Origin of the sequence: Parasphingorhabdus sp., assembly GCF_039982395.1 — a bacterium.
Taxonomy (GTDB): Bacteria; Pseudomonadota; Alphaproteobacteria; order Sphingomonadales; family Sphingomonadaceae; genus Parasphingorhabdus.
In genome coordinates, this window is record NZ_JBDWYO010000006.1 from 84,862 (window position 1) to 104,002 (window position 19,141).

Annotated in this window: 16 protein-coding genes; 11 read left to right on the forward strand and 5 right to left on the reverse strand. The window is 52.5% G+C overall.

Annotation, left to right across the window (positions count from 1 at the left end):
- The first annotated feature begins 86 nt into the window (after positions 1 to 86).
- Genes ABJV08_RS10545 through ABJV08_RS10560 form a run of 4 tightly spaced genes read left to right on the forward strand, consistent with a single transcriptional unit; the run spans position 87 to position 6,962 of the window.
- Positions 87 to 1,475 (forward strand): TIGR03013 family XrtA/PEP-CTERM system glycosyltransferase, encoded by a 1,389-nt coding sequence (locus tag ABJV08_RS10545; RefSeq protein WP_348039447.1) that lies wholly within the window; start codon positions 87 to 89, stop codon positions 1,473 to 1,475.
- 1 nt (position 1,476) lies between these two features.
- Positions 1,477 to 3,573, forward strand: a complete 2,097-nt coding sequence (prsK, locus tag ABJV08_RS10550; protein WP_348039448.1) for an XrtA/PEP-CTERM system histidine kinase PrsK — start codon at positions 1,477 to 1,479, stop codon at positions 3,571 to 3,573.
- Positions 3,573 to 4,955, forward strand: coding sequence for a PEP-CTERM-box response regulator transcription factor (gene prsR / locus ABJV08_RS10555; RefSeq protein ID WP_348039449.1), 1,383 nt, complete (start codon positions 3,573 to 3,575; stop codon positions 4,953 to 4,955). Before prsK ends, prsR begins: the two co-directional genes overlap by 1 nt.
- 3 nt (positions 4,956 to 4,958) lie before the next feature.
- The gene (locus tag ABJV08_RS10560; protein ID WP_348039450.1) at positions 4,959 to 6,962 is read left to right on the forward strand and encodes a tetratricopeptide repeat protein; all 2,004 of its coding nucleotides are present in this window, start codon (positions 4,959 to 4,961) and stop codon (positions 6,960 to 6,962) included.
- Between the two features lie 7 nt (positions 6,963 to 6,969).
- Here ABJV08_RS10560 and ABJV08_RS10565 read toward each other — a convergent pair whose 3' ends face one another.
- Together ABJV08_RS10565 and ABJV08_RS10570 are read right to left on the reverse strand one after the other, a co-directional pair.
- Complete coding sequence (locus ABJV08_RS10565) at positions 6,970 to 7,314, reverse strand: GntR family transcriptional regulator (protein WP_348039451.1); 345 nt, start codon at positions 7,312 to 7,314, stop codon at positions 6,970 to 6,972.
- 81 nt (positions 7,315 to 7,395) lie between these two features.
- The gene (locus tag ABJV08_RS10570) at positions 7,396 to 7,998 is read right to left on the reverse strand and encodes a nitroreductase (protein ID WP_348039452.1); all 603 of its coding nucleotides are present in this window, start codon (positions 7,996 to 7,998) and stop codon (positions 7,396 to 7,398) included.
- A gap of 161 nt (positions 7,999 to 8,159) precedes the next feature.
- Between ABJV08_RS10570 and ABJV08_RS10575 the strand changes: the two genes are divergently transcribed.
- The 3 genes from ABJV08_RS10575 to ABJV08_RS10585 are packed head-to-tail and all read left to right on the forward strand — an operon-like array spanning position 8,160 to position 12,680.
- Positions 8,160 to 9,971 (forward strand): peptide MFS transporter, encoded by a 1,812-nt coding sequence (locus tag ABJV08_RS10575; protein WP_348039453.1) that lies wholly within the window; start codon positions 8,160 to 8,162, stop codon positions 9,969 to 9,971.
- 16 nt (positions 9,972 to 9,987) lie between these two features.
- Complete coding sequence (locus tag ABJV08_RS10580; RefSeq protein WP_348039454.1) at positions 9,988 to 11,388, forward strand: amidohydrolase; 1,401 nt, start codon at positions 9,988 to 9,990, stop codon at positions 11,386 to 11,388.
- The gene (locus ABJV08_RS10585) at positions 11,385 to 12,680 is read left to right on the forward strand and encodes an amidohydrolase family protein (RefSeq protein WP_348039455.1); all 1,296 of its coding nucleotides are present in this window, start codon (positions 11,385 to 11,387) and stop codon (positions 12,678 to 12,680) included. The genes ABJV08_RS10580 and ABJV08_RS10585 overlap by 4 nt, the downstream gene beginning before the upstream one ends.
- Positions 12,681 to 12,682: 2 nt before the next feature.
- On the opposite strand, the gene ABJV08_RS10590 is transcribed toward ABJV08_RS10585, so the two are convergent.
- Together ABJV08_RS10590 and ABJV08_RS10595 are read right to left on the reverse strand one after the other, a co-directional pair.
- A complete protein-coding gene (locus ABJV08_RS10590) occupies positions 12,683 to 13,675 on the reverse strand; it encodes an aldo/keto reductase (protein WP_348039456.1) in 993 nt (330 codons plus the stop codon).
- Complete coding sequence (locus tag ABJV08_RS10595; RefSeq protein WP_348039457.1) at positions 13,672 to 14,892, reverse strand: cation:dicarboxylase symporter family transporter; 1,221 nt, start codon at positions 14,890 to 14,892, stop codon at positions 13,672 to 13,674. The genes ABJV08_RS10590 and ABJV08_RS10595 overlap by 4 nt, the downstream gene beginning before the upstream one ends.
- A gap of 174 nt (positions 14,893 to 15,066) precedes the next feature.
- Between ABJV08_RS10595 and glmM the strand changes: the two genes are divergently transcribed.
- The 4 genes from glmM to rnhB are packed head-to-tail and all read left to right on the forward strand — an operon-like array spanning position 15,067 to position 17,975.
- Positions 15,067 to 16,407 (forward strand): phosphoglucosamine mutase, encoded by a 1,341-nt coding sequence (glmM, locus tag ABJV08_RS10600; protein ID WP_348039458.1) that lies wholly within the window; start codon positions 15,067 to 15,069, stop codon positions 16,405 to 16,407.
- A 52-nt stretch (positions 16,408 to 16,459) separates the two neighbouring features.
- Entirely contained in the window at positions 16,460 to 16,651 is a 192-nt protein-coding gene (locus tag ABJV08_RS10605; protein WP_348039459.1) for a hypothetical protein, read from the forward strand.
- Positions 16,612 to 17,421, forward strand: a complete 810-nt coding sequence (gene thiD / locus ABJV08_RS10610) for a bifunctional hydroxymethylpyrimidine kinase/phosphomethylpyrimidine kinase (protein ID WP_348039460.1) — start codon at positions 16,612 to 16,614, stop codon at positions 17,419 to 17,421. Before ABJV08_RS10605 ends, thiD begins: the two co-directional genes overlap by 40 nt.
- Positions 17,418 to 17,975: a ribonuclease HII gene (gene rnhB / locus ABJV08_RS10615; protein ID WP_348039461.1), complete on the forward strand. Its 558-nt coding sequence runs from the start codon at positions 17,418 to 17,420 to the stop codon at positions 17,973 to 17,975. The genes thiD and rnhB overlap by 4 nt, the downstream gene beginning before the upstream one ends.
- On the opposite strand, the gene ABJV08_RS10620 is transcribed toward rnhB, so the two are convergent.
- Positions 17,972 to 19,003, reverse strand: a complete 1,032-nt coding sequence (locus tag ABJV08_RS10620; RefSeq protein WP_348039462.1) for an acyl-CoA desaturase — start codon at positions 19,001 to 19,003, stop codon at positions 17,972 to 17,974. The two genes, rnhB and ABJV08_RS10620, sit on opposite strands and share 4 nt — an antisense overlap.
- Positions 19,004 to 19,141: the final 138 nt, after the last annotated feature.

Sequence of the window (19,141 nt, forward strand, 5' to 3'; positions counted from 1 at the left end):
GGGCAAATTTCTCTGTAAAATTTACCGACAGATAACCTATTTTCCTTAAGGGCCTAGCCAACCCCAAGGGAAAGATTGCGCGCAATATGATCAGATTGTTCAAGCATTACATACCTTATCCAGTACTTTTACTGGGTTTGATTGATTTCATTTTGCTGCTAATAGCGGCGGAAGCTGGTTGGATATTGCGAGCCGTCCAGATCGATATGTCGATCGGTTCAATATCTGATCGACCCGGCCCTGTATTCAGCTTTGCCTTCGCCCTGCAATTGGCCTTGATCGCGGTCGGCGTCTATGGTCCGGAAGCGCTCCAATCCCTCCGCTTTGCGGTCGCACGTATCTTGGTAGCGATTTCGTTGGGAGTGATCTTCCTTTCATTGCTCGCATTTGCAATGCCGGGGATCACGCTTTGGCGTTCAAATTCCCTTTACGCCATGATATTGGCAATCTTGTTCCTGATGGTCATCCGCATTTTACTCGGAACGATGCTAGACAGCGATATTTTCAAACGCCGCTTGCTGATCCTCGGTGCCGGTCCCCGTGCCGAGCGCATTGCGACGCTGGAAAAACGCTCCGAAAGCGGCTTCATCATCGCCGGCTATGTCGACATGAACGAAGGTCCGAGCAAGATTGAAGATGCTGTGCGACGCCAGGATATTGGTAACTTGCCGCAACATGTGATTGATCTTGAGGTGAGTGAAGTGGTGCTGGCACTCGAGGAGCGGCGTAACTCCTTACCCGTTGCCGATCTGTTGACGATCAAGACAACCGGAGTCCATGTAAATGATATGTCGAGCTTTGTGGAACGGGAAACCGGCCGCGTGGATCTCGATAGTGTGAACCCAAGTTGGTTTATATTCTCAGACGGTTTCTCTTCCGGCCGCCGGTTGTCGACCGCTTTTAAACGGGGCTTTGACATATTCCTTAGCTTTCTGTTGCTCGCCCTTACCGGACCCATCATTATCCTCTTTGCAGTGCTGATCAAGTTGGAAAGCCGAGGCGGCTCCTTTTTCAAGCAGGAAAGAGTTGGGCTTTACGGCCAGACATTCAGTATCCTCAAACTCCGATCCATGCGCGCCGATGCCGAGGCTGGCGGCAAGGCTATCTGGGCGGCTGAAAATGATCCGCGGGTGACACGCATCGGCAGCTTTATCCGCAAGGTTCGTATCGATGAACTTCCGCAAGCGTGGAGTGTTTTGAAAGGGGAGATGAGTTTCGTGGGGCCGCGTCCTGAACGGCCACAATTCGTCGACGACCTGCAAACCAAAATGCCATTTTACGCTGAGCGACACATCGTCAAGCCCGGGATCACAGGCTGGGCCCAGGTTAATTACCCTTATGGTGCTTCGACCGAAGACGCGCGGCACAAGCTAGAATATGATCTCTATTACGCAAAAAACTACACGCCTTTTCTAGACCTGTTGATCATTCTCCAGACAATTCGCGTGGTGTTGTGGCCAGTGGGCGCCCGCTAATATGGGGGCGCTTCTCGACAATATCAGCATTTTTGGACATGGCCTTGCTGCCGCCCTTTTTGGCGCTCTCGCCATTTGGCAATTTCAGCGCAAGGTCGATCGCAATGACAAGCAGATATGGCTGGGCATTGCGATTGCACTGACCAGTTTCTGGGCGCTTTCTGTCGCGGTCGAAGGATATTTTTCTCCAATTTCCCGTTTCACTGAATCGCTCCGGAATTTTGGTTGGCTGGCCTTCATGTTCATGCTTCTCCGCACTGGAGAGGGGCGAGATGAGCCGAAAACGGTCAACATCATTTATGCGGCTCTTGCCTTGGTTCTGGTTGGCCAGGTGATCGTCGACTCCCTGATTACTGTGTTTGTTGGAAGTCCACGTCTCGAGGGCGTTACCTTGTACACATCTCTCGTCCTCCGGATGATCTTTGCGGTGGGAGCGTTGGTGCTGGTGCACAATCTCTATTCCATTTCCGCGCCGGAGACCCGCTGGGGCATCCGATTGCCTATGGCTTCGCTGGCGGCAATTTGGACCTTTGATCTGAATCTGTTCACGATCACATATTTGACCCAGCAATTTCCAGCAGAACTTCATGCCATGCGTGGACCGATGATGGCGATTATAGCGCCTATTTTGGTGCTTGCATCGGTCCGTAATAGCGAATGGAATTTGAAACTGTCTCGCAGCGTGGCTTTCCGTTCGCTGTCGCTCATCGCGATCGGAAGCTATTTGTTGATGATGATTGTGATTGCTACGGCATTGCAAATCATTGGCGGAGACTATGCGCGCCTCGCTCAGATTAGTTTCCTATTCGGGACCTCCATAGGCGCTTTGCTGCTGCTGCCTTCCGAGAGGTTTCGCGCTTCATTGAAGGTGAAGCTGGCCAAGAATTTTTTTCAGCATCGCTATGATTATCGGTCAGAGTGGATCCGCTTTACCGATACCATTGGTCGCCCGGGGGCAGACAGTGCTCCTTTCCATGAGCGGGTGATCAAGGCGATTGCAGATATAACAGATTCACCAGCTGGTATTTTGTTGGTGCCTGATGATTCCGGCCAACTTGTGCTGCAATCCCGTTGGAACTGGTCGTCGATTCAGGTGCCTGCGCGGGCGTGCACAGTTCGGACCATTCCATTTTTCGAAGATACCAGTCACATTGTCGAATTTGACGCGCTGCGGGCCGATAAGGATGACAAATGCGATCCTGCTGCCATTCCGGAATGGATGATCCAGGATGACCGGACATGGACGGCGGTTCCGCTGGTGCATTTCGATCGTTTGGCTGGATTGATGTTGTTGGCGCGACCGCGGATCAATCGCACATTGGATTGGGAAGATCTTGATATGCTCCGCGTGGTCGGCCGTCAGGTCGCCAGCTATCTGGCTGAATCTAGAAGTCAGGAATCGCTTTCTGAAGTGCAAAGATTTGATGAGTTTAATCGGCGCATGGCGTTTATCATGCATGACCTCAAAAATCTGGTCAGCCAATTAAGTTTGCTTGCGCGCAACGCCAAGCGTCATGCGGAAAACCCTGAATTTCAGGCAGATATGATTGAGACGCTTCAAGATTCCGCAAACAAGATGAACGCTTTGCTGGAACGCCTGTCGCAACATAACAAGGCCAGTCCGGAGCAACCACAGCCTGTGAAGGTTAGGGAACTGGTGCAGTCAATCATCGAGAAAAAGCGCCTTCTACACCATATGGAAAGCACGCATATTGATGACCTAACGGCGATAGCCGATCCAGTCCGGGTCGATCAGATCATGGGGCATCTTATTCAAAATGCAATTGATGCCAGTCCAGATGGTGCGCCGATCTCCATCAACGCGCGTCGCCGAGATCTTAGTGTCGCCATTGAAGTCCGCGATCAAGGAACGGGCATGTCTAACGAGTTTATCCGAGGACAGCTGTTCAAACCATTTGCTTCTAGCAAGCAGGGTGGCTTCGGCATTGGCGCTTATGAAGCGCGTGAACTGGCCCGAGCGATGAACGGACGGTTGGAAGTGGAAAGCACCGAAGGGGCAGGCAGTCGCTTCACGTTGATCTTGCCGCTAGCCAAGCATTTATCGGAAGAAATTTCAGCAGACGAAAGGGCCGCATGATGTCGGACAAAAACCAACCGAGAAAAGAAAAACTGCTGATTGTGGAAGATGATCCCGGTCTACAAAAGCAGCTCAAATGGGCCTATGAGGATTTTGAAGTTTTCATCGCAGGTGATCGCGAGGCTGCTATCGAATTGCTGCGCGCGGAAGAGCCCGATGTTGTCACGCTTGACCTCGGCTTGCCACCGGATCCTGATGGCACCACCGAAGGCTTTGCGACAATGGATGCCATATTGAGCTTGAAGCCGGATACCAAAGTCATTGTTGCTTCTGGGCATGGAGAGAAAAGTAGCGCTTTGCGTGCTATCTCGGGCGGTGCTTGGGACTTTTATCAAAAGCCGGTGGATATTGACGAACTTGGCCTCATCGTGCGGCGGGCTTTCCATGTGCGCAAGTTGGAGCAGGAAAATGCTAGCCTTGCCGCTCGCGGCAATGATGACGGTTATATTCTAGGGGATATTATCACCGGCGCACCGGAAATGCTGAAAATTGCACAGATGGTGGAACGCGTAGCCAATACCAATGCCTCGGTGATGTTGTTGGGCGCGAGCGGGACGGGTAAGGAATTGCTCGCAAAAGGACTGCATGACTCGAGCGATCGAAGCGATAAGGCCTTTGTTGCCATCAACTGTGCAGCCATTCCTGAGAATTTGCTGGAGTCCGAATTGTTCGGGCATGAAAAAGGCGCGTTTACAGGCGCGATCAAGACGACTGAGGGCAAGATTGAGCAAGCCGATGGTGGCACGCTATTTTTGGATGAAGTGGGCGATATTCCGCTGCCATTGCAGGTTAAATTGCTACGTTTCTTGCAGGAACGTATGATTGAGCGGATCGGTGGTCGCAAGGCCATTGCCGTCGACACGCGGATCGTTTGCGCGACGCATCAGAATCTGGAATCGATGATCTCTGAAAATTCGTTTCGAGAGGATCTCTATTACCGGCTTGCTGAAATCGTGATAAAAATTCCGCCCTTGTCGGGACGATCTGGCGATGCCAGCTTGCTGGCACGGCATTTTCAAAAGAAATTTGCTGCCGAGATAAACCCGGCAGTGAAGGGACTTGCGCCGGATGCTCTGGCTGCCCTCGAAGCATGGCAGTGGCCGGGCAATGTGCGTGAATTGGAAAACCGGATCAAACGCGCTGTGATTATGGCTGATGGCAAGCTGATCTGTGCAAAGGATCTGGATCTGGAAGTTGATGAAGATGCCGCGACCGATCTGCTGAACCTGAAAGCGGCGAGAGAGGCCGCCGATCGTTCTGCCATTCTACGCGCTATTTCTCAGACCAGCGGCAATATATCCAATGCTGCAAAATTGCTGGGGATCAGTCGGCCGACGCTATATGATTTGCTCAAACAGTATAAGCTGCAGCAAGCAAGCTGAGCGATGTCGCTGAATTTCGTCTCTAATGTGCGCGGCTATCGCAAACCGGCCGTCTTGGTCGCGGTTTTGGCTTTGGCTGTCGCCAGCATGCCGACGGCTATTTCTGCTGCGAGCGAAGGCAATGCAGAGGCGCGCAAGGCCTTCGCCAATGCTCAGGAATTTCGCGCTACGGGTGATGCTAGGTCCGCGCGGATCGAATTGATGAATGCGATCAAGGCGGACCCGAATTGGGCCGATGCGCGGGTGGCTCAGGCGGAAGTATTGCTCAAACTGTCTGACGGAATAGCTGCGGAGGCGGAATTGCTTCGGGCAATGGAATTGGGGCAAGAGCCTGCGCCGGTCCGGCATCTCTTAGGCCATGCCTTAGCTTTGCAAGGCAAGGTTCAAAAAGCGCGGGATCAACTTCTCGCAGACGATATTCCGCTAGAACACCAAGCCCATGCAGCAAGGATGATGGGCAATGTGGCTTTGCAATTGGGGGACCGTCAACTGGCGAGAATGTCGTTCAATCGCTCGATGAAACTGGATGAGAAAAACCCGGATCTATGGGTGGATATTGCCCGCTTTCGTTCAGAATTTGGAGATCAAGCCGGAGCAACCAACGCCGTAGAAGAAGCTGTGAAACTGGGTCCCGAAAATGTTCGAGCCTTGCAGTATCGGGGCGAATTGCTGCGTTTTCAATTCGGCTTGGGCGCTGCCTTGCCCTGGTTCGAGCGCGCGCTGCTCATAGATCCCAATAATGTGCCTCTGTTGACTGAATATGCGGCGACCTTGGGGGACATGGGGCGGATGACAGAAATGTTGACGATCGCGCGGAAGATCATTGCATTGGATGGTCGCAACCCGAGAGCATTTTTCATGCAGGCGGTTTTGGCTGCACGCGCAGGAAATTATAGTCTTGCCAGACGGCTAATGCATAAAACTGAAGGCGCTATTGACGAGGTGCCAGCAGTGTTGCTGCTGCAGGGCATTATCGAACATGGCGAAGACAATCACAATGCAGCGGTCGACAAATTTGCCCGTCTGGTTTCGATACAGCCAAACAACCGGCAGGCTCAAAACCTGCTTGCGCGCTCTCTATATCTTGCTGGAAGCGCCCTCGATTCCGTTGAGGTGTTGAAATCTCAGGTAAACCGAAGCGGAGCCGCCCCATATGCCCTTTGGCAAGCGGCTCGTGGGCTTGAAGCTATCGACGAACGCGGTCAAGCAACGGGGGTTCTGAATCGGGCCGCTATCCACGATATCGGTAAAGAAAGCGCAATTCGTACCGAGATAAGTTTGAACGTATTGCAAGCGGAAGCACAGCGAAGCCCGAATGATGCCCGAACCGTGATTCCCTATATAAGGGCGCTCTATAGCAAAGGTGATTATGCCAATGCCTTGGTTGAAGCGAAGCGCTTGCAGCGAGGAAACCCAGGAGCGAGTCCTGCGCATGTCTTGGTCGCGGATGTCGCGGCAACCATGGGCAATTATGACGAAGCGCTAGACGCTTTGCAGCAAGCCCGCAGTATCCGCTTTTCCGAGCCTGTCATGCTGCGACTGATCGAGGTTCTGCGTTCGAAAGGCGCGCTCCAAGAATCCGGCGAGGTGCTGGCGCAATATTTGAACTTTAACCCGATCAACATCGCCGGATTGCGCTGGATGGCTTATTCTCATCTGGAAACGGAGAGCTGGGCGGTGGCAGCCCATATTCTAGAAAACCTGCGCAAGCGTATTGGTGAGAATGATGTATTGATCATGGCGGGTCTGGCGCAAGCCTATGCCGGTCTCGGGCAAACGGAGAAAGCGATTGCTGCGGGACGTATCGCTTATCGGGTGCAGCCTTCCAGTCCCGTGGTTTCGCATCTTTATGGCTTGGCTCTGTTGCAGGATGAAACGCGCACGGAAGATGCGGTTAGCTTGCTCAAAAAGGCGGTCGCCATCAGGCCGGACAATGTCGATTATCAGAAGAGTCTGAAGCGCGCTTCGGCGCAATCACGGGCGAATGTGAAAAAATCCGAGAGCTAAAAGCCAGCTAGGCGTCGCTTTTCAAAAGATCATCAATTGATAAGTCGAGCCGTTTCATCTGGCGCTCTACGGGAGGCCAGATGTTCTTGACGAAATCTTCCCGCTGCGCCTGACGCAGACGGTTTTTTGCGCCAGAGGCGACAAACATGCCAACACCGCGCTTCACGGTAACAAGCCCGTCTTCTTGAAACCCCTGATAGGCTTTGGCTACGGTCAACGGGTTTGCCCCTTGGTCCGCCGCAAAAACGCGAACCGAAGGCAACATGTCACCCTCCCGATACTCGCCATCAAGAATGGAGTCGGAAATAATGTCCCGCAATTTCAGATAGACAGGTTTGCTTGTATTGTTCATGCTGCATCACTGCCATAATACAGCGACGCACGCAAGCCATAACTATTTACTTTTCCGTCATTTAGTTAATTTTGAAACCAATCATTCTAAAGGTGCGGGGTGCCAGAGGGACAGAATGTCGTCGACTTCTGGTCGCGGCCGTTCAACCAATTCAGCATTGCTTGTTCCTAGATATAGGAAACCTGCGATTTTTTCCGGAGACGAACCGAACAGATCGCGGACATCTGCGTTAAAGGCCGGCCAGCCAGTAATCCAGCCACCGACAAAGCCCTTAGCGTGCGCAGCATGGATGATATTCATAGCAAAGGCACCGCAACTCAGCTCTTGTTCCCACAGAGGAATTTTTGTCGATTCGACTGGTGATGACAGCAGGACCAATAAAGTGGGCGCTTGATGCGCCATTGTTTCAAGCGCCTCGAGCTCCATTCGGCGAGCGTCCGGCTTTTCCTTTAGATAAGCTGTTTTGATACTGCTCGCTAGCGTGGAGCGCTGATCGGGCGCAACGGAGACAACGCGCCATGGGGCCAGCTTACCATGGTCGGGCGTACGTAAGGCGATCGAGACAATTTCGGCTATTTTTGACTTGTTTGGACCGGGTTCGATCATGTTGCGCGGTCGCCCTGATCGGCGGGACGTTAGATATGCGGCAGGGCTGCTCAGGTCGTTAAACTGATTTTCGTTCATGCCAGCCACTTTGGGAGGAAAGGGTATGAATGCAAGGCCAATATGCGACAAACCGGTCTCGCTTGAAACAATCTGCTTCACTTGCGTAATTATTTCATTAGTGTGACCTGCAACCGGGCTGCGTTAGACAGCCCAAATCTATTGTCGGGGATTTTTTACAGATGTACGAATTTATTTTCACCTTCGATAACGCATGGGAAATGGGTCTTTTTTGGGGAGCTGCAATAGCTCTAAGCGGGTTTTTGCTGGGTGGTTTGTTCATTGTAACGCGGCCTCAGCCTGAAGTTCTTGGCCACCCTAAGGGATTGTTTGTTCTTTTTCTCGCCGAAATGTGGGAACGGTTTTCCTATTATGGAATGCGCGCGCTACTGATATTCTATCTTGTCCAACATTGGATGTATTCAGATAGCGAGGCGTCAGTAATATACGGCGCATATACAGCCCTGGTTTACATTACGCCAGTTATTGGCGGCTATTTGGCTGATCGCTATCTTGGACAACGAAAAGCGGTTCTTTTTGGTGCTATACTGTTGACTCTAGGTCACTTTTTTATGGCGTTTGAAGGCGGTGGTGGTCAAGAGGACCCGATCATCAATGTGTTTTGGTTGGCGCTTGCTCTAATCATCGTTGGCTCTGGTTTCTTGAAAGCGAATATTTCGGTCATAGTAGGTCAACTCTATTCTCGAACTGATATTCGCCGTGACCCAGCGTATACTATTTTCTACATGGGTATTAACGTGGGTGCTGCAACAGCGGCTATCATCTGTGGGTTTCTAGGCCAAACATATGGTTGGCAATATGGTTTCGGACTGGCTGGCTTTGGGATGTTGATCGGCCTTGTGTTCTTCGTTCTTGGGAAGCCGCTGCTGCTTGGTAAGGGTGAGCCTCCAAAAATCTTAGAAAAAAGTCGAGAGTTGAGCATGTATGGGATTGGTCTTGTGCTTGTAGCGATGTGCTGGTTTATGGTGCAAAACCAAGGTTTGGTTGGCATATTGCTGGGTACATTCGGTGCCGCGCTTATCGCCTATGTTTTGTATATTGCGATATTTAAGTTACCCTATGGTAGCTATGCCGCGTCGCCATCGTTGTGGGTGAATCTGTTTTTGGGTAGTTCCGGCTTAGCAATTTTGGGAATGTTTTTTACCGCGATGGGCAACCAGAGTTTTCAAACTGTGGCAGTTGTCGGAGGCTCGTTGATGTTGGTTGTAATGATACAACAAATTGTCAGCCATGCCGATGAAATTCGGGATCGCATTATAGCAGCGATGTTCATGATCATCGTATCAATTATATTCTGGGCTTTGTTTGAGCAGGCAGGCTCATCACTGAACCTGTTTACCGATCGTCACGTTGATCGGGCAGGGATCGACGCATCGATGTTCCAATCGATTAATGCGATCTACATCGTTCTATTGGCACCTTTCTTCGCTGCAGCTTGGACTTGGCTTGCGCGGAAAAAAGCAGAACCTTCTGCCCCAATGAAATTTGGTCTTGGCGTAATTCAGGTTGGGCTTGGATTCCTCGTTCTGGTTTGGGGGGCGAATTCTGTTGGAGTTGATGTTCCAACACCTGTGATATTCATTTTCTTGATCTATTTGCTGCACACAACCGGAGAGCTTTGCTTGTCGCCTGTTGGGTTGTCTGCAATGAATCGGCTAGCTCCCGCCCATATGGGGAGCCTGATGATGGGTATGTGGTTCTTCGCTTCTGCCACCGGCAATTTTGCAGCCGGTCAAATCGCGGCCTTAACCGGAGCGGAAGGTGTAAGCGAAGAGGCTGGCAAGGCTGTTGTGCTTGGAGTTTATTCAACAGTTGGTTGGGTAGCTGTTATCACCGGCATTGCGGTAATGGTGATTTCTCCGCTCATTAAGAAGTTGATGCATCTGGATACGTTGAAAGATGACGATCTTGAAGGCCAATCGGAAATCGGCGAACCAGCTGCAGCCGGTGTTCATCCGACAACCAAATCATAAAACAAAGGGGTTTTATATGAAATTTCGGGCTTTGCTGGCGCTGGTAGCCAGCGGATCGCTGGTGGCTGGTTGTGCCGCCACCGCTGCGGAGACCAATTCGGCTAGCGCATCGACATCCGCAAAACCGAGCAAGCCTGAAAAGACTGCATTCCCGTCGACCTACAAGGCCTATCCATCGACCCCGACTGCGATTACCGGTGTAACGATCTTCGACGGGGAAGGTGGTCGGATCGACAATGGCACCGTGTTCATGTCGGGCGGCAAGATTGATAGCGTTGGTGGCCCCGACACGGCGATCCCGGCCGATGCGACCATATTGGACGGTGCTGGAAAATATGTAACCCCCGGCATCATCGACGTTCATAGCCATCTGGGTGACTATCCGACGCCCAGCGTGTCCGCGCATAGCGATGGCAATGAAGCCACCTCTCCGGTGACTCCGCAAGTCTGGGCAGAGCATAGTGTTTGGCCACAGGACCCCGGCTTTTCTCGAGCAATGGCCAATGGCGGGATTACGGCGCTGCAAATCCTTCCCGGATCAGCCAACCTTTTTGGCGGCCGTTCCGTCACGCTCAAAAATATGCCGTCGCGGACCGTGCAGGGAATGAAGTTTCCGGGTGCGCCTTACGGTATGAAAATGGCCTGCGGTGAAAACCCGAAGCGTGTTTACGGAAGCCGCAGCCGCTTGCCATCAACCCGCATGGGCAATCTGGCACTCAATCGGCAAACCTGGATTGATGCACAAGAGTATCGCAAGAAACGCAATAGTGCCAAACCACCCAAACGGGACCTTGGCAAAGAGACTCTAGCGGGTGTTTTGGACGGAGATATTCTCGTTCACAACCATTGCTATCGCGCGGATGAACTCGCCCAGATCATCGATATGTCGAAGGAGTTCGGTTATAAGGTCACGGCGTTTCACCATGCGGTGGAAAGTTATAAGATTGCCGATATTCTGGCTAAGGAAGGCATCTGTTCCGCGGTTTGGGCCGACTGGTGGGGCTTCAAGATGGAGGCTTATGATGCCATTCCTGAAAATGCCGCCTTGCTACAGAAAGCCGGCGCCTGCGTGATCATTCACAGTGATGATGAAAATCAGATCCAGCGTCTGAATCAGGAAGCTGCCAAGGCACAGGCCGATGGTCGGGCCATGGGGATCGAAATCAGTGACGCCCAAGCAATCCAATGGATCACGCTCAATCCCGCCAAAGCCATGGGAATTGACAGAATGACCGGTAGTTTGAAGACAGGCAAGATGGCGGACGTGGTTCTCTGGAACGGGGATCCGCTCAGCGTCTATGCGCGTCCTGAAAAAGTATGGATCGATGGTGCGTTGATGTTTGACAGCGGCGACCCGACACGTCGTCCGGTGAGCGATTTTGAACTGGGGCAGCCCGGTGAAGGAGACGTGAAATGAAGCGTTTTTCTCTGTTTCTCGCCACCGCCGCGGCCTTGATCGGTAGCCCTGTTGCCGCCCAGACTACCGCAATCACCGGCGGCAAACTTGTTATTGGCGATGGCAGTGCGCCGATTGAAGGTGGCACAGTGCTCATCCGCAACGATCGCGTCGTTGCAGCAGGCGCGAATGTGACCATTCCTGCCAATGCCCGCCGGATCGATGCCACCGGAAAATGGGTGACGCCCGGTATTTTTGCCGGATTTAGCCGGATCGGTCTTGTCGAGGTCGGCGCGGTTACGCAGACCAATGACATAAATGCCAGCGGTTCGCCTTTCTCGGCAGCGCTCGACGTTCAATATGCCGTCAATCCATTTGCTTCGGCAGTTGCGGTAAACCGCGCCGCAGGCGTTACCCGTGCGGTTGTGTCTCCAAGTACCTCCAATTCTATATTCGGTGGATATGGTGCTATTGTCGATCTTGGGCAGGATGAAAATCCGATTTCCAAAGCGCGTGCATTCCAATTTGTCGAATTGGGCGAGACCGGTCACAGGCGGGCAGGGGGCAGCCGCTCCGCCGCCCATATCCATTTCCGGGCTATGTTGAATGAAGCGCGCACCTACGCGCGCAATCCTGCGGCATTTGACAGCGATCTGTTAAAAGCATCTGATGCAAAAGCGCTGTTGCCAGTCATCAATGGGAGAACAAGGCTTCTGGTGCATGTCGAAAGCGCGAATGATATTTTGAAAGTGCTAGACCTTCGGAAGGATTTTCCATCACTGAAGATGGTGCTGGTCGGCGTCAATGAAGGCTGGCGTGTTGCCAGTCATATTGCAGCCGCTGGCGTGCCGGTTCTGGCATCAGCGCTCAGCGATCTGCCCTATGGTTTTGAAGATCTTTCTGCGACCCAGTCCAACATCGGTCGAATGAAAGATGCAGGCGTCAAGGTTGCGATCGGCATGATCAACGATCGCGATGCGCATCAGTTGCGCTATTCTGTGCAATATGCTGGCAATCTTGTCGCGTTAAACAAAGTCCCCCGCGCCACAGGGTTAAGCTGGAACGAAGCCTTTGCTGCGATCAGTTCGGGACCCGCCGACATCATGGGCATGGGCGCGCAACTGGGCTCTCTAAAGGCTGGGCGCAAAGCTGATGTTGTGATCTGGACGGGAGATCCGCTGGAGCTTTCCACCCAGGTCGAGCAAGTGATGATTGACGGTGTTGAACAATCTTTGTCGAACCGTCAGATGCGTCTGAGAGATCGCTATCGCAATCCTACTCCGGGAGCTTTGCCCAAGGCCTATGATCGCTAAGCCTAAAGGCGGACCATCGACATCATCGCATCGCCATAGCGCGGGCCCGCAGTGCCTCCGACAGGCGCCGCGGCCTCCAGTTCATCGAGATCTTCTGGAGTGAGGGCGATATCGACCGCCGCCATGCTGTCTTCCAGCGTCGCGCGCCGTTTTGAACCGGGAATAGGCACGATGAAATCCCCTTGTGCGGATAGCCATGCCAAAGCAATTTGAGCGGCCGAGCCATTGTGCCGTCCGGCTACCGTTTTTACCACATCGACGAGTTGCAGATTCTGGTCGAAATTCTCTCTTGAATAGCGCGGATCATTGCGTCGATAATCGTCTGCCGGAAGATCGTCGCGGCTTGTGATCTGCCCCGTCAAAAAGCCTCGTCCCAGCGGACTGTAGGGAACAAAGCCGATGCCCAGGTCCTGGCAGATCGGAAGAATCTCTTCCTCGATGCTGCGTTCCCATAAAGAATATTCCGATTGCAGGGCCGCGATCGGGTGCACGGCGTGAGCCTTTTTCAGCGTTTCTGCACCGGCTTCAGAAAGCCCCAGATATCGAATTTTGCCCTCCTGCACCAAATCAGCCATTGCGCCAACCGTGTCCTCGATGGGCACATTGGGGTCGACTCGGTGCTGGTAAAAGAGGTCAATCGTATCGATACCAAGGCGCTGCAAAGAGCCTTCGCAAGCTTTGCGCACATTGGCGGGACTGGAATCCACTCCGGCAAATTTCCCATCCTTGATTGCAAAGCCAAATTTGGTCGCAATGACCAGCCGCTCGCGGCGACCGCGGATTGCACGGCCAAGAAGTTCCTCGTTGATATAGGGGCCATAGACCTCAGCCGTATCGAAAAAGGTGACACCAAGTTCAATAGCCCGATCAATGGTCGCGAGACTTTCGGCACTATTGGCTTCGCCATACATGCCTTTGCCGATACCAGCCATCGGCATGCAGCCCAGGCCCAATGCGGAGACTTCCAGTTCGCTGCCGAGTGTACGATATTTCATGTCATATCTCCTTCGCTTCTGGCAATTGTCGCAGTCACGCTCATATCCGCGCTGACGTTGGCCACGGTCCGCATGATATCAGGAAAAGTTTCAATCGCCAAAAGCAGCACCAGCGGTTCGATCGGGATACCCATGGCAATGCAGATCGGTGCGATAGATGTGATAAAGCTAATCGAACCGGGCAAACTGACCGCGCCCATGGTGGTTATGGCTGCAACCGCTACGCCGATCGCCAATACGCCAAAAGACAATTCGATTCCCATAAGATGGGCAACATATATCGCCACAGCGAGGTTCATGCAGGGGCCGGTAGCGCGGAACAACGCGACCGAAATGGGCAGGACCACGTCAGCAGACCGTTCGCCAACGCCCATTGCTTTTACCCCGTTCACCATCGCTGGCAGAGAAGCGAGTGAGCTTTGCGTGGAGATTGCAACGGCTTGCGCGCGTGCAGATGCTTTGAAAAATGCAATCGGGCCGCGCTTCGCACCGACATAGGTCAAGACATAGCTTAGGATCCAGATGACCGCTCCGACGCTGCTGACAATCAGGACATAATGTAGCAGGGCACCGAAGGCTGCCAGCCCGGCTTTAGCGCCGACGCCCAATGCGAGGGCAAAAACACCTAGCGGGGCTAAAGCCAATACCCATTGGATCAGGATCAGAAGAGCATCCGCGACGGCATTGAAAAACTGGTCGAGCATCATGCGTTGCGCATCGGGTAAGCGGGTGATTGCAAAAGCAAAGGCCAGCGCGAAGATCATCAATGGGAGTACAGCATCTTCTGCAGCGGCTGCAATCGCGTTGGTGGGGATAAGGGCGCGAAGGAATTCACTGAACGGCGGGACATCACCGGGTGCAGCAGCATCACCCAATGCAGCCTGAAGCGCTGCTGCAGCATCAATATTGAGTGGAAATATGTTGAGCAAGGCTGGCGTCACAAAGGCTGCCATTGCCGAAGAACACCACAAGATGAATATCATGAACAATATGGCGCGCGCGGTCATCCGTCCTGCACGTGCCATTGAAGCGGCTTTGCCAATGCCGACGATCAGCAGGGTGAAAACCAGTGGTATAACGGTCATTCGAAGCGCATTCAGCCACATATTGCCGACAACATCGGCGGCTTCGACTATCAGCTCGCTTCTGGTGCCAACAAATAATCCGGTCAATATGCCCAGAACCAAAGCAAATAATATGATCAACGCTTTTTTCAAAATTTCTATCCCTTGCCCCGTTCGTTCGCACCATCAACCATGACCGTTGTTCGCTGGCAAGGGTTGATTGATATGTAAAATTTGTCGCTGACCTCATTCCTACTTGGTCTCTAGTCGGTGCATGGGCTAGAGACACGCGCAGCGGGGCGTGTCCATGTTGGGGTTTAAGAGAATATGACAAAGAAATTTTTCGGAACTGACGGTATCCGGGGCTTGACCAACAGCCATCCGATGACGGCCGAGATAGCAATGAAAGTAGGCCAGGCTGCCGGACGGCATTTTCTGCGCGGAAAGCATAAGCACCGCGTTGTGATTGGGAAAGACACTAGACTGTCTGGCTATATGATGGAAAATGCGCTGGTTGCCGGTTTTACCAGCGTGGGGATGGATGTGGTGCAAGTCGGGCCAATGCCGACCCCCGCAGTAGCATTGCTGACGCGTTCGATGCGGGCCGATCTGGGGGTGATGATCTCCGCTAGCCACAATCCTTATTATGACAATGGCATCAAGTTGTTCGGGCCGGATGGTTTCAAGCTTTCTGATGAAGACGAATTCAAGATCGAAGCCTATCTTGAAGAGGATGCCAAGCTGGCGCCTGCGGCTGATATTGGTAGAGCCAAGCGATTTGAAGACGCCCGCGGCCGCTATATTCATGCGATCAAAATGTCATTGCCGGACCATATCCGATTGGACGGTTTGAAGATCGTCTGCGATTGCGCCAACGGGGCCGCTTATCAGGTTGCACCCTCGACATTCTGGGAATTGGGTGCAGAGGTGGTAGCATTGGGAATCAATCCCAACGGTCTCAATATCAACGATAAATGCGGCTCGACGGATGTGGCTGTTCTGCAAGAAACCGTGGTCGCTTCCGGAGCGCATATCGGAATCGCGCTGGATGGGGATGCCGATCGACTAATTGTTGTGGATGAAAAAGGTCAGATTGTTGATGGCGATCAGCTGATGGCGTTGATCGGTTCCAGCTGGAGCCGCAATGGATTGCTTCGCGGGGATGGTATCGTTGCCACCGTTATGTCCAACCTCGGATTGGAAAGATATCTGAAATCCCAGCACCTTGATCTAGTGCGAGCGAAAGTAGGGGATAGATATGTCCTGGAAGAAATGAAAAAAGGCGGTTTCAACGTTGGCGGAGAGCAATCCGGACATATGATCATGCTTGATCACGGGACGACCGGTGATGGCACTGTCGCGGCGCTGCAGGTGCTGCGCGAACTGGTAGAGAGCGGCAAGCCAGCCAGCGAAATGCTCCATCTCTTTGATCCGGTTCCACAATTGCTTAAAAATGTGCGGTACAGCAGCGGCCAGCCACTGGAAGATACAAAGGTTAAGGCTGTGATCGCTGAAGCGGAGAAGGAACTGGATGGTTCCGGTCGCTTGGTGATCCGCAAATCAGGCACTGAACCGCTCATTCGGGTGATGGCGGAAGGGGATGATGAGGCTCAAGTCAATGCAGTGGTAGACAGGATTTGCGCTGTTGTTGAGGAGGTTGCTGGCTGATGTTAGGAAAGATGCCTAATCTCCTTGGCGGGTTTAGCGTGGGGGACAATAGATGCTGACCTTCCTGGACGCCATGGATGCTCGAACCATCGTGGTTATTGGCCTGATCTTGCCGGTCCTTTTGACCATGATCCTGTACTTCTTCGCTCGGGGATTTTTTCGTCGCTTTTGGATTCTGATCCTTTTGATCGCAGGCGCCGTTGAATGGTTTCTGATCGTGCAAGTGGGACCTCTGTTCCTGTGAAAGACAATTGCCCGCGAATATTGTCGATCGCGGGTTCCGATAGCGGGGGCGGTGCTGGTATTCAGGCGGATATCAAGACGGTCACGATGTTGGGCGGTCATGCGATGACGGCGATCACTGCTGTCACAGCGCAAAATACAATGGGCGTGCAATCCGTCTTTCGAGTGCCAGTTCGGATGATATTGGAACAGATTGAATCTGTGGTTGGTGATATTGGTGTTGATGCCATTAAGATTGGCATGATCGGGAGCGCCGACGCGGCTCAAGCTGTTGCCCAGCACCTTGTAAATCACAGCATTCCAGTGGTGTTTGACCCGGTGATGATTGCAACCAGCGGTAGCGAACTTGCTGATAATGAGACGATAGCTGCCTTTGGCGCGTTGATGAATGTTGCAACGGTCGTCACACCCAATCTACCGGAACTCGAGGCTTTGGGAGGGAAGGATGAGATCCTTCGCCATAGCTGTCACTTGGTGATCAAGGGCGGTCACAGCGACGGTGATGATGTGGTGGATGAGCTTCACGCGCCGAACGGACTGTTAAAGAGGGTTGAAGGCAAAAGAATTGAAACCAATCAAACCCATGGCACTGGCTGCACATTTGCGAGTGCATTGGCGTGTGGATTGGGTGCTGGACTGGATTTAATCAATGCGTTTGAACAGGCCGTGTCCTTCACTCGCATTGCGATAGTGAAAGCGCCTGGTCTTGGCGAAGGCAGCGGTCCGCTCGGACATCAATTTGTTACCGATTTCCAGAACAGTCAGCGATGATTGCTGGCGTTGATGAAGCGGGAAGGGGGCCTCTTGCCGGTCCAGTCGTTGCCGCTGCGGTCATTTTGCCAGACAGTCACACGATTGTGGGACTAGATGACAGCAAGAAACTGACATCGGCAAAACGGGAAAGGCTCGAGTCCGAAATCATGAACGGCGCGCAGTTTTCGGTAGCGCAATGCTCCGAGGCTGAGATTGATGATATAAATATTTTGCAGGCGACAATGCTAGCGATGACACGGGCGGTTGAAGGTCTGGATATCGCACCTGAGCACGTGCTGGTTGACGGCAATCGCTTGCCCAGATGGGGCTTCTCGGCAAAAGCGGTTGTTGGCGGAGATGCTATTCATCCCTGTATTTCTGCAGCCTCTATTTTGGCGAAAGAACATCGTGATAGGCTGATGATCGCTGCGGCTGAGCAATATCCGCAATATGGTTGGGAACGCAACAAGGGCTATGGAACGGCGGAGCATCTAGCGGCTCTCAAGCAATATGGTCCCACGCCGCTGCATCGACGAAGCTTTGCACCGGTGGCCCAGATGATATTGCTTTAGGCTTCTGCTTCCGCTGGTTTAGGTGCGATCTTACGCTCGGCCAAGACCCATTCGCCATCGTCCTTTTTGATATATTTTGGCTGACGGGTAACATTCCAGACGAGCCCGATTTTCTCCAACAGCAGCAAGACATAGCCAGCTATGTCAATTTCCCACCATGCCATGCCCTGAAAACTTGCTCTGGGATGCTTGTGATGATTGTTGTGCCAGCCTTCTCCGAAGGTCAGCAAGGAGAAGAGAAAACTGTTCTTGGCCGTGCCGACGCCCTTTGTGTGCCGCTGTGATCCGACAACATGCGCATAGCTGGAAATACCAAGGGTGATCTGCAGGACTACGAATGTCCGGAAATAGCCGCCAATGAGTATCGTACTGATCACATGGTCCCATCCACCGAAAACAAGCCCCCAGATGCCGGGAAAGATAATCAATGAGAAGATCAGCCAATACCAGCGGGTTTTGTGCAGCCAGAGCACCACAGGATTATCGGCCAAACCTTTGCCATAGATGCTCATATCGGTGACGCAATCATCCATGAACCAGCCGAAATGCGAGTGGAACATGCCTTTGATCCTGCTCGTCGGTTGCCCTCGGCCATCCAGCCAGGGGCTGTGAACATCACCATTTTCGTCGGAATGCGCGTGATGGCGGCGATGATCCGCTGCCCAGCGTAGCACGGAAGACTGGATCGACATCTGCGCCATTCCGCCCAAAATATATTGCATGGGTACAGATGTTTCGAACGCTTTATGTGAATAATAGCGATGAAAACCGAGCACGATACCGAGCATCAATATGATGTAGCCGGCAATGAAGGCGGACCATTCTACCCAGCCGGTATCATAGGTGAGCATCCACCAGACGGCAGCGATTGATCCGAATATTTTTGATCCGAAAACAATCGCATATTCTATGTGCTTTTCGCGTCCGGCGGCGCCACCGACGATTACGCCTGGATGAGGGCGAGGTTCATCGCTTTCCTGAGCAATGCCATATTCATGCTGATATTTATCACGAAAATTGCGTGCCATCTGTTTACTCACTCCCGAATTGTTACGCTTTGGAGCTCTTTTTGATGGTCCAACCTATAGTCTGAAAGCGACTTTTTGTGAACCGATTTTAAATTTGGGCTATTTATCTGAAATGCGCAAATATAATTTCAGAAAGAG

Bases quoted from the DNA above. Each gene is read 5' to 3' on its own strand.
- ABJV08_RS10605 (WP_348039459.1), top strand. From the start codon at position 16,460: ATGCTGACCTTCCTGGACGCCATGGATGCTCGAACCATCGTGGTTATT.
- ABJV08_RS10620 (WP_348039462.1), bottom strand. From the start codon at position 19,003: ATGGCACGCAATTTTCGTGATAAATATCAGCATGAATATGGCATTGCT.
- ABJV08_RS10570 (WP_348039452.1), bottom strand. From the start codon at position 7,998: ATGAACGAAAATCAGTTTAACGACCTGAGCAGCCCTGCCGCATATCTA.
- rnhB (WP_348039461.1), top strand. From the start codon at position 17,418: ATGATTGCTGGCGTTGATGAAGCGGGAAGGGGGCCTCTTGCCGGTCCA.
- ABJV08_RS10590 (WP_348039456.1), bottom strand. From the start codon at position 13,675: ATGAAATATCGTACACTCGGCAGCGAACTGGAAGTCTCCGCATTGGGC.
- prsK (WP_348039448.1), top strand. From the start codon at position 1,477: ATGGGGGCGCTTCTCGACAATATCAGCATTTTTGGACATGGCCTTGCT.
- ABJV08_RS10585 (WP_348039455.1), top strand. From the start codon at position 11,385: ATGAAGCGTTTTTCTCTGTTTCTCGCCACCGCCGCGGCCTTGATCGGT.
- thiD (WP_348039460.1), top strand. From the start codon at position 16,612: ATGGTTTCTGATCGTGCAAGTGGGACCTCTGTTCCTGTGAAAGACAAT.
- ABJV08_RS10560 (WP_348039450.1), top strand. From the start codon at position 4,959: ATGTCGCTGAATTTCGTCTCTAATGTGCGCGGCTATCGCAAACCGGCC.
- glmM (WP_348039458.1), top strand. From the start codon at position 15,067: ATGACAAAGAAATTTTTCGGAACTGACGGTATCCGGGGCTTGACCAAC.
- ABJV08_RS10580 (WP_348039454.1), top strand. From the start codon at position 9,988: ATGAAATTTCGGGCTTTGCTGGCGCTGGTAGCCAGCGGATCGCTGGTG.
- ABJV08_RS10575 (WP_348039453.1), top strand. From the start codon at position 8,160: ATGTACGAATTTATTTTCACCTTCGATAACGCATGGGAAATGGGTCTT.
- ABJV08_RS10565 (WP_348039451.1), bottom strand. From the start codon at position 7,314: ATGAACAATACAAGCAAACCTGTCTATCTGAAATTGCGGGACATTATT.
- prsR (WP_348039449.1), top strand. From the start codon at position 3,573: ATGTCGGACAAAAACCAACCGAGAAAAGAAAAACTGCTGATTGTGGAA.
- ABJV08_RS10545 (WP_348039447.1), top strand. From the start codon at position 87: ATGATCAGATTGTTCAAGCATTACATACCTTATCCAGTACTTTTACTG.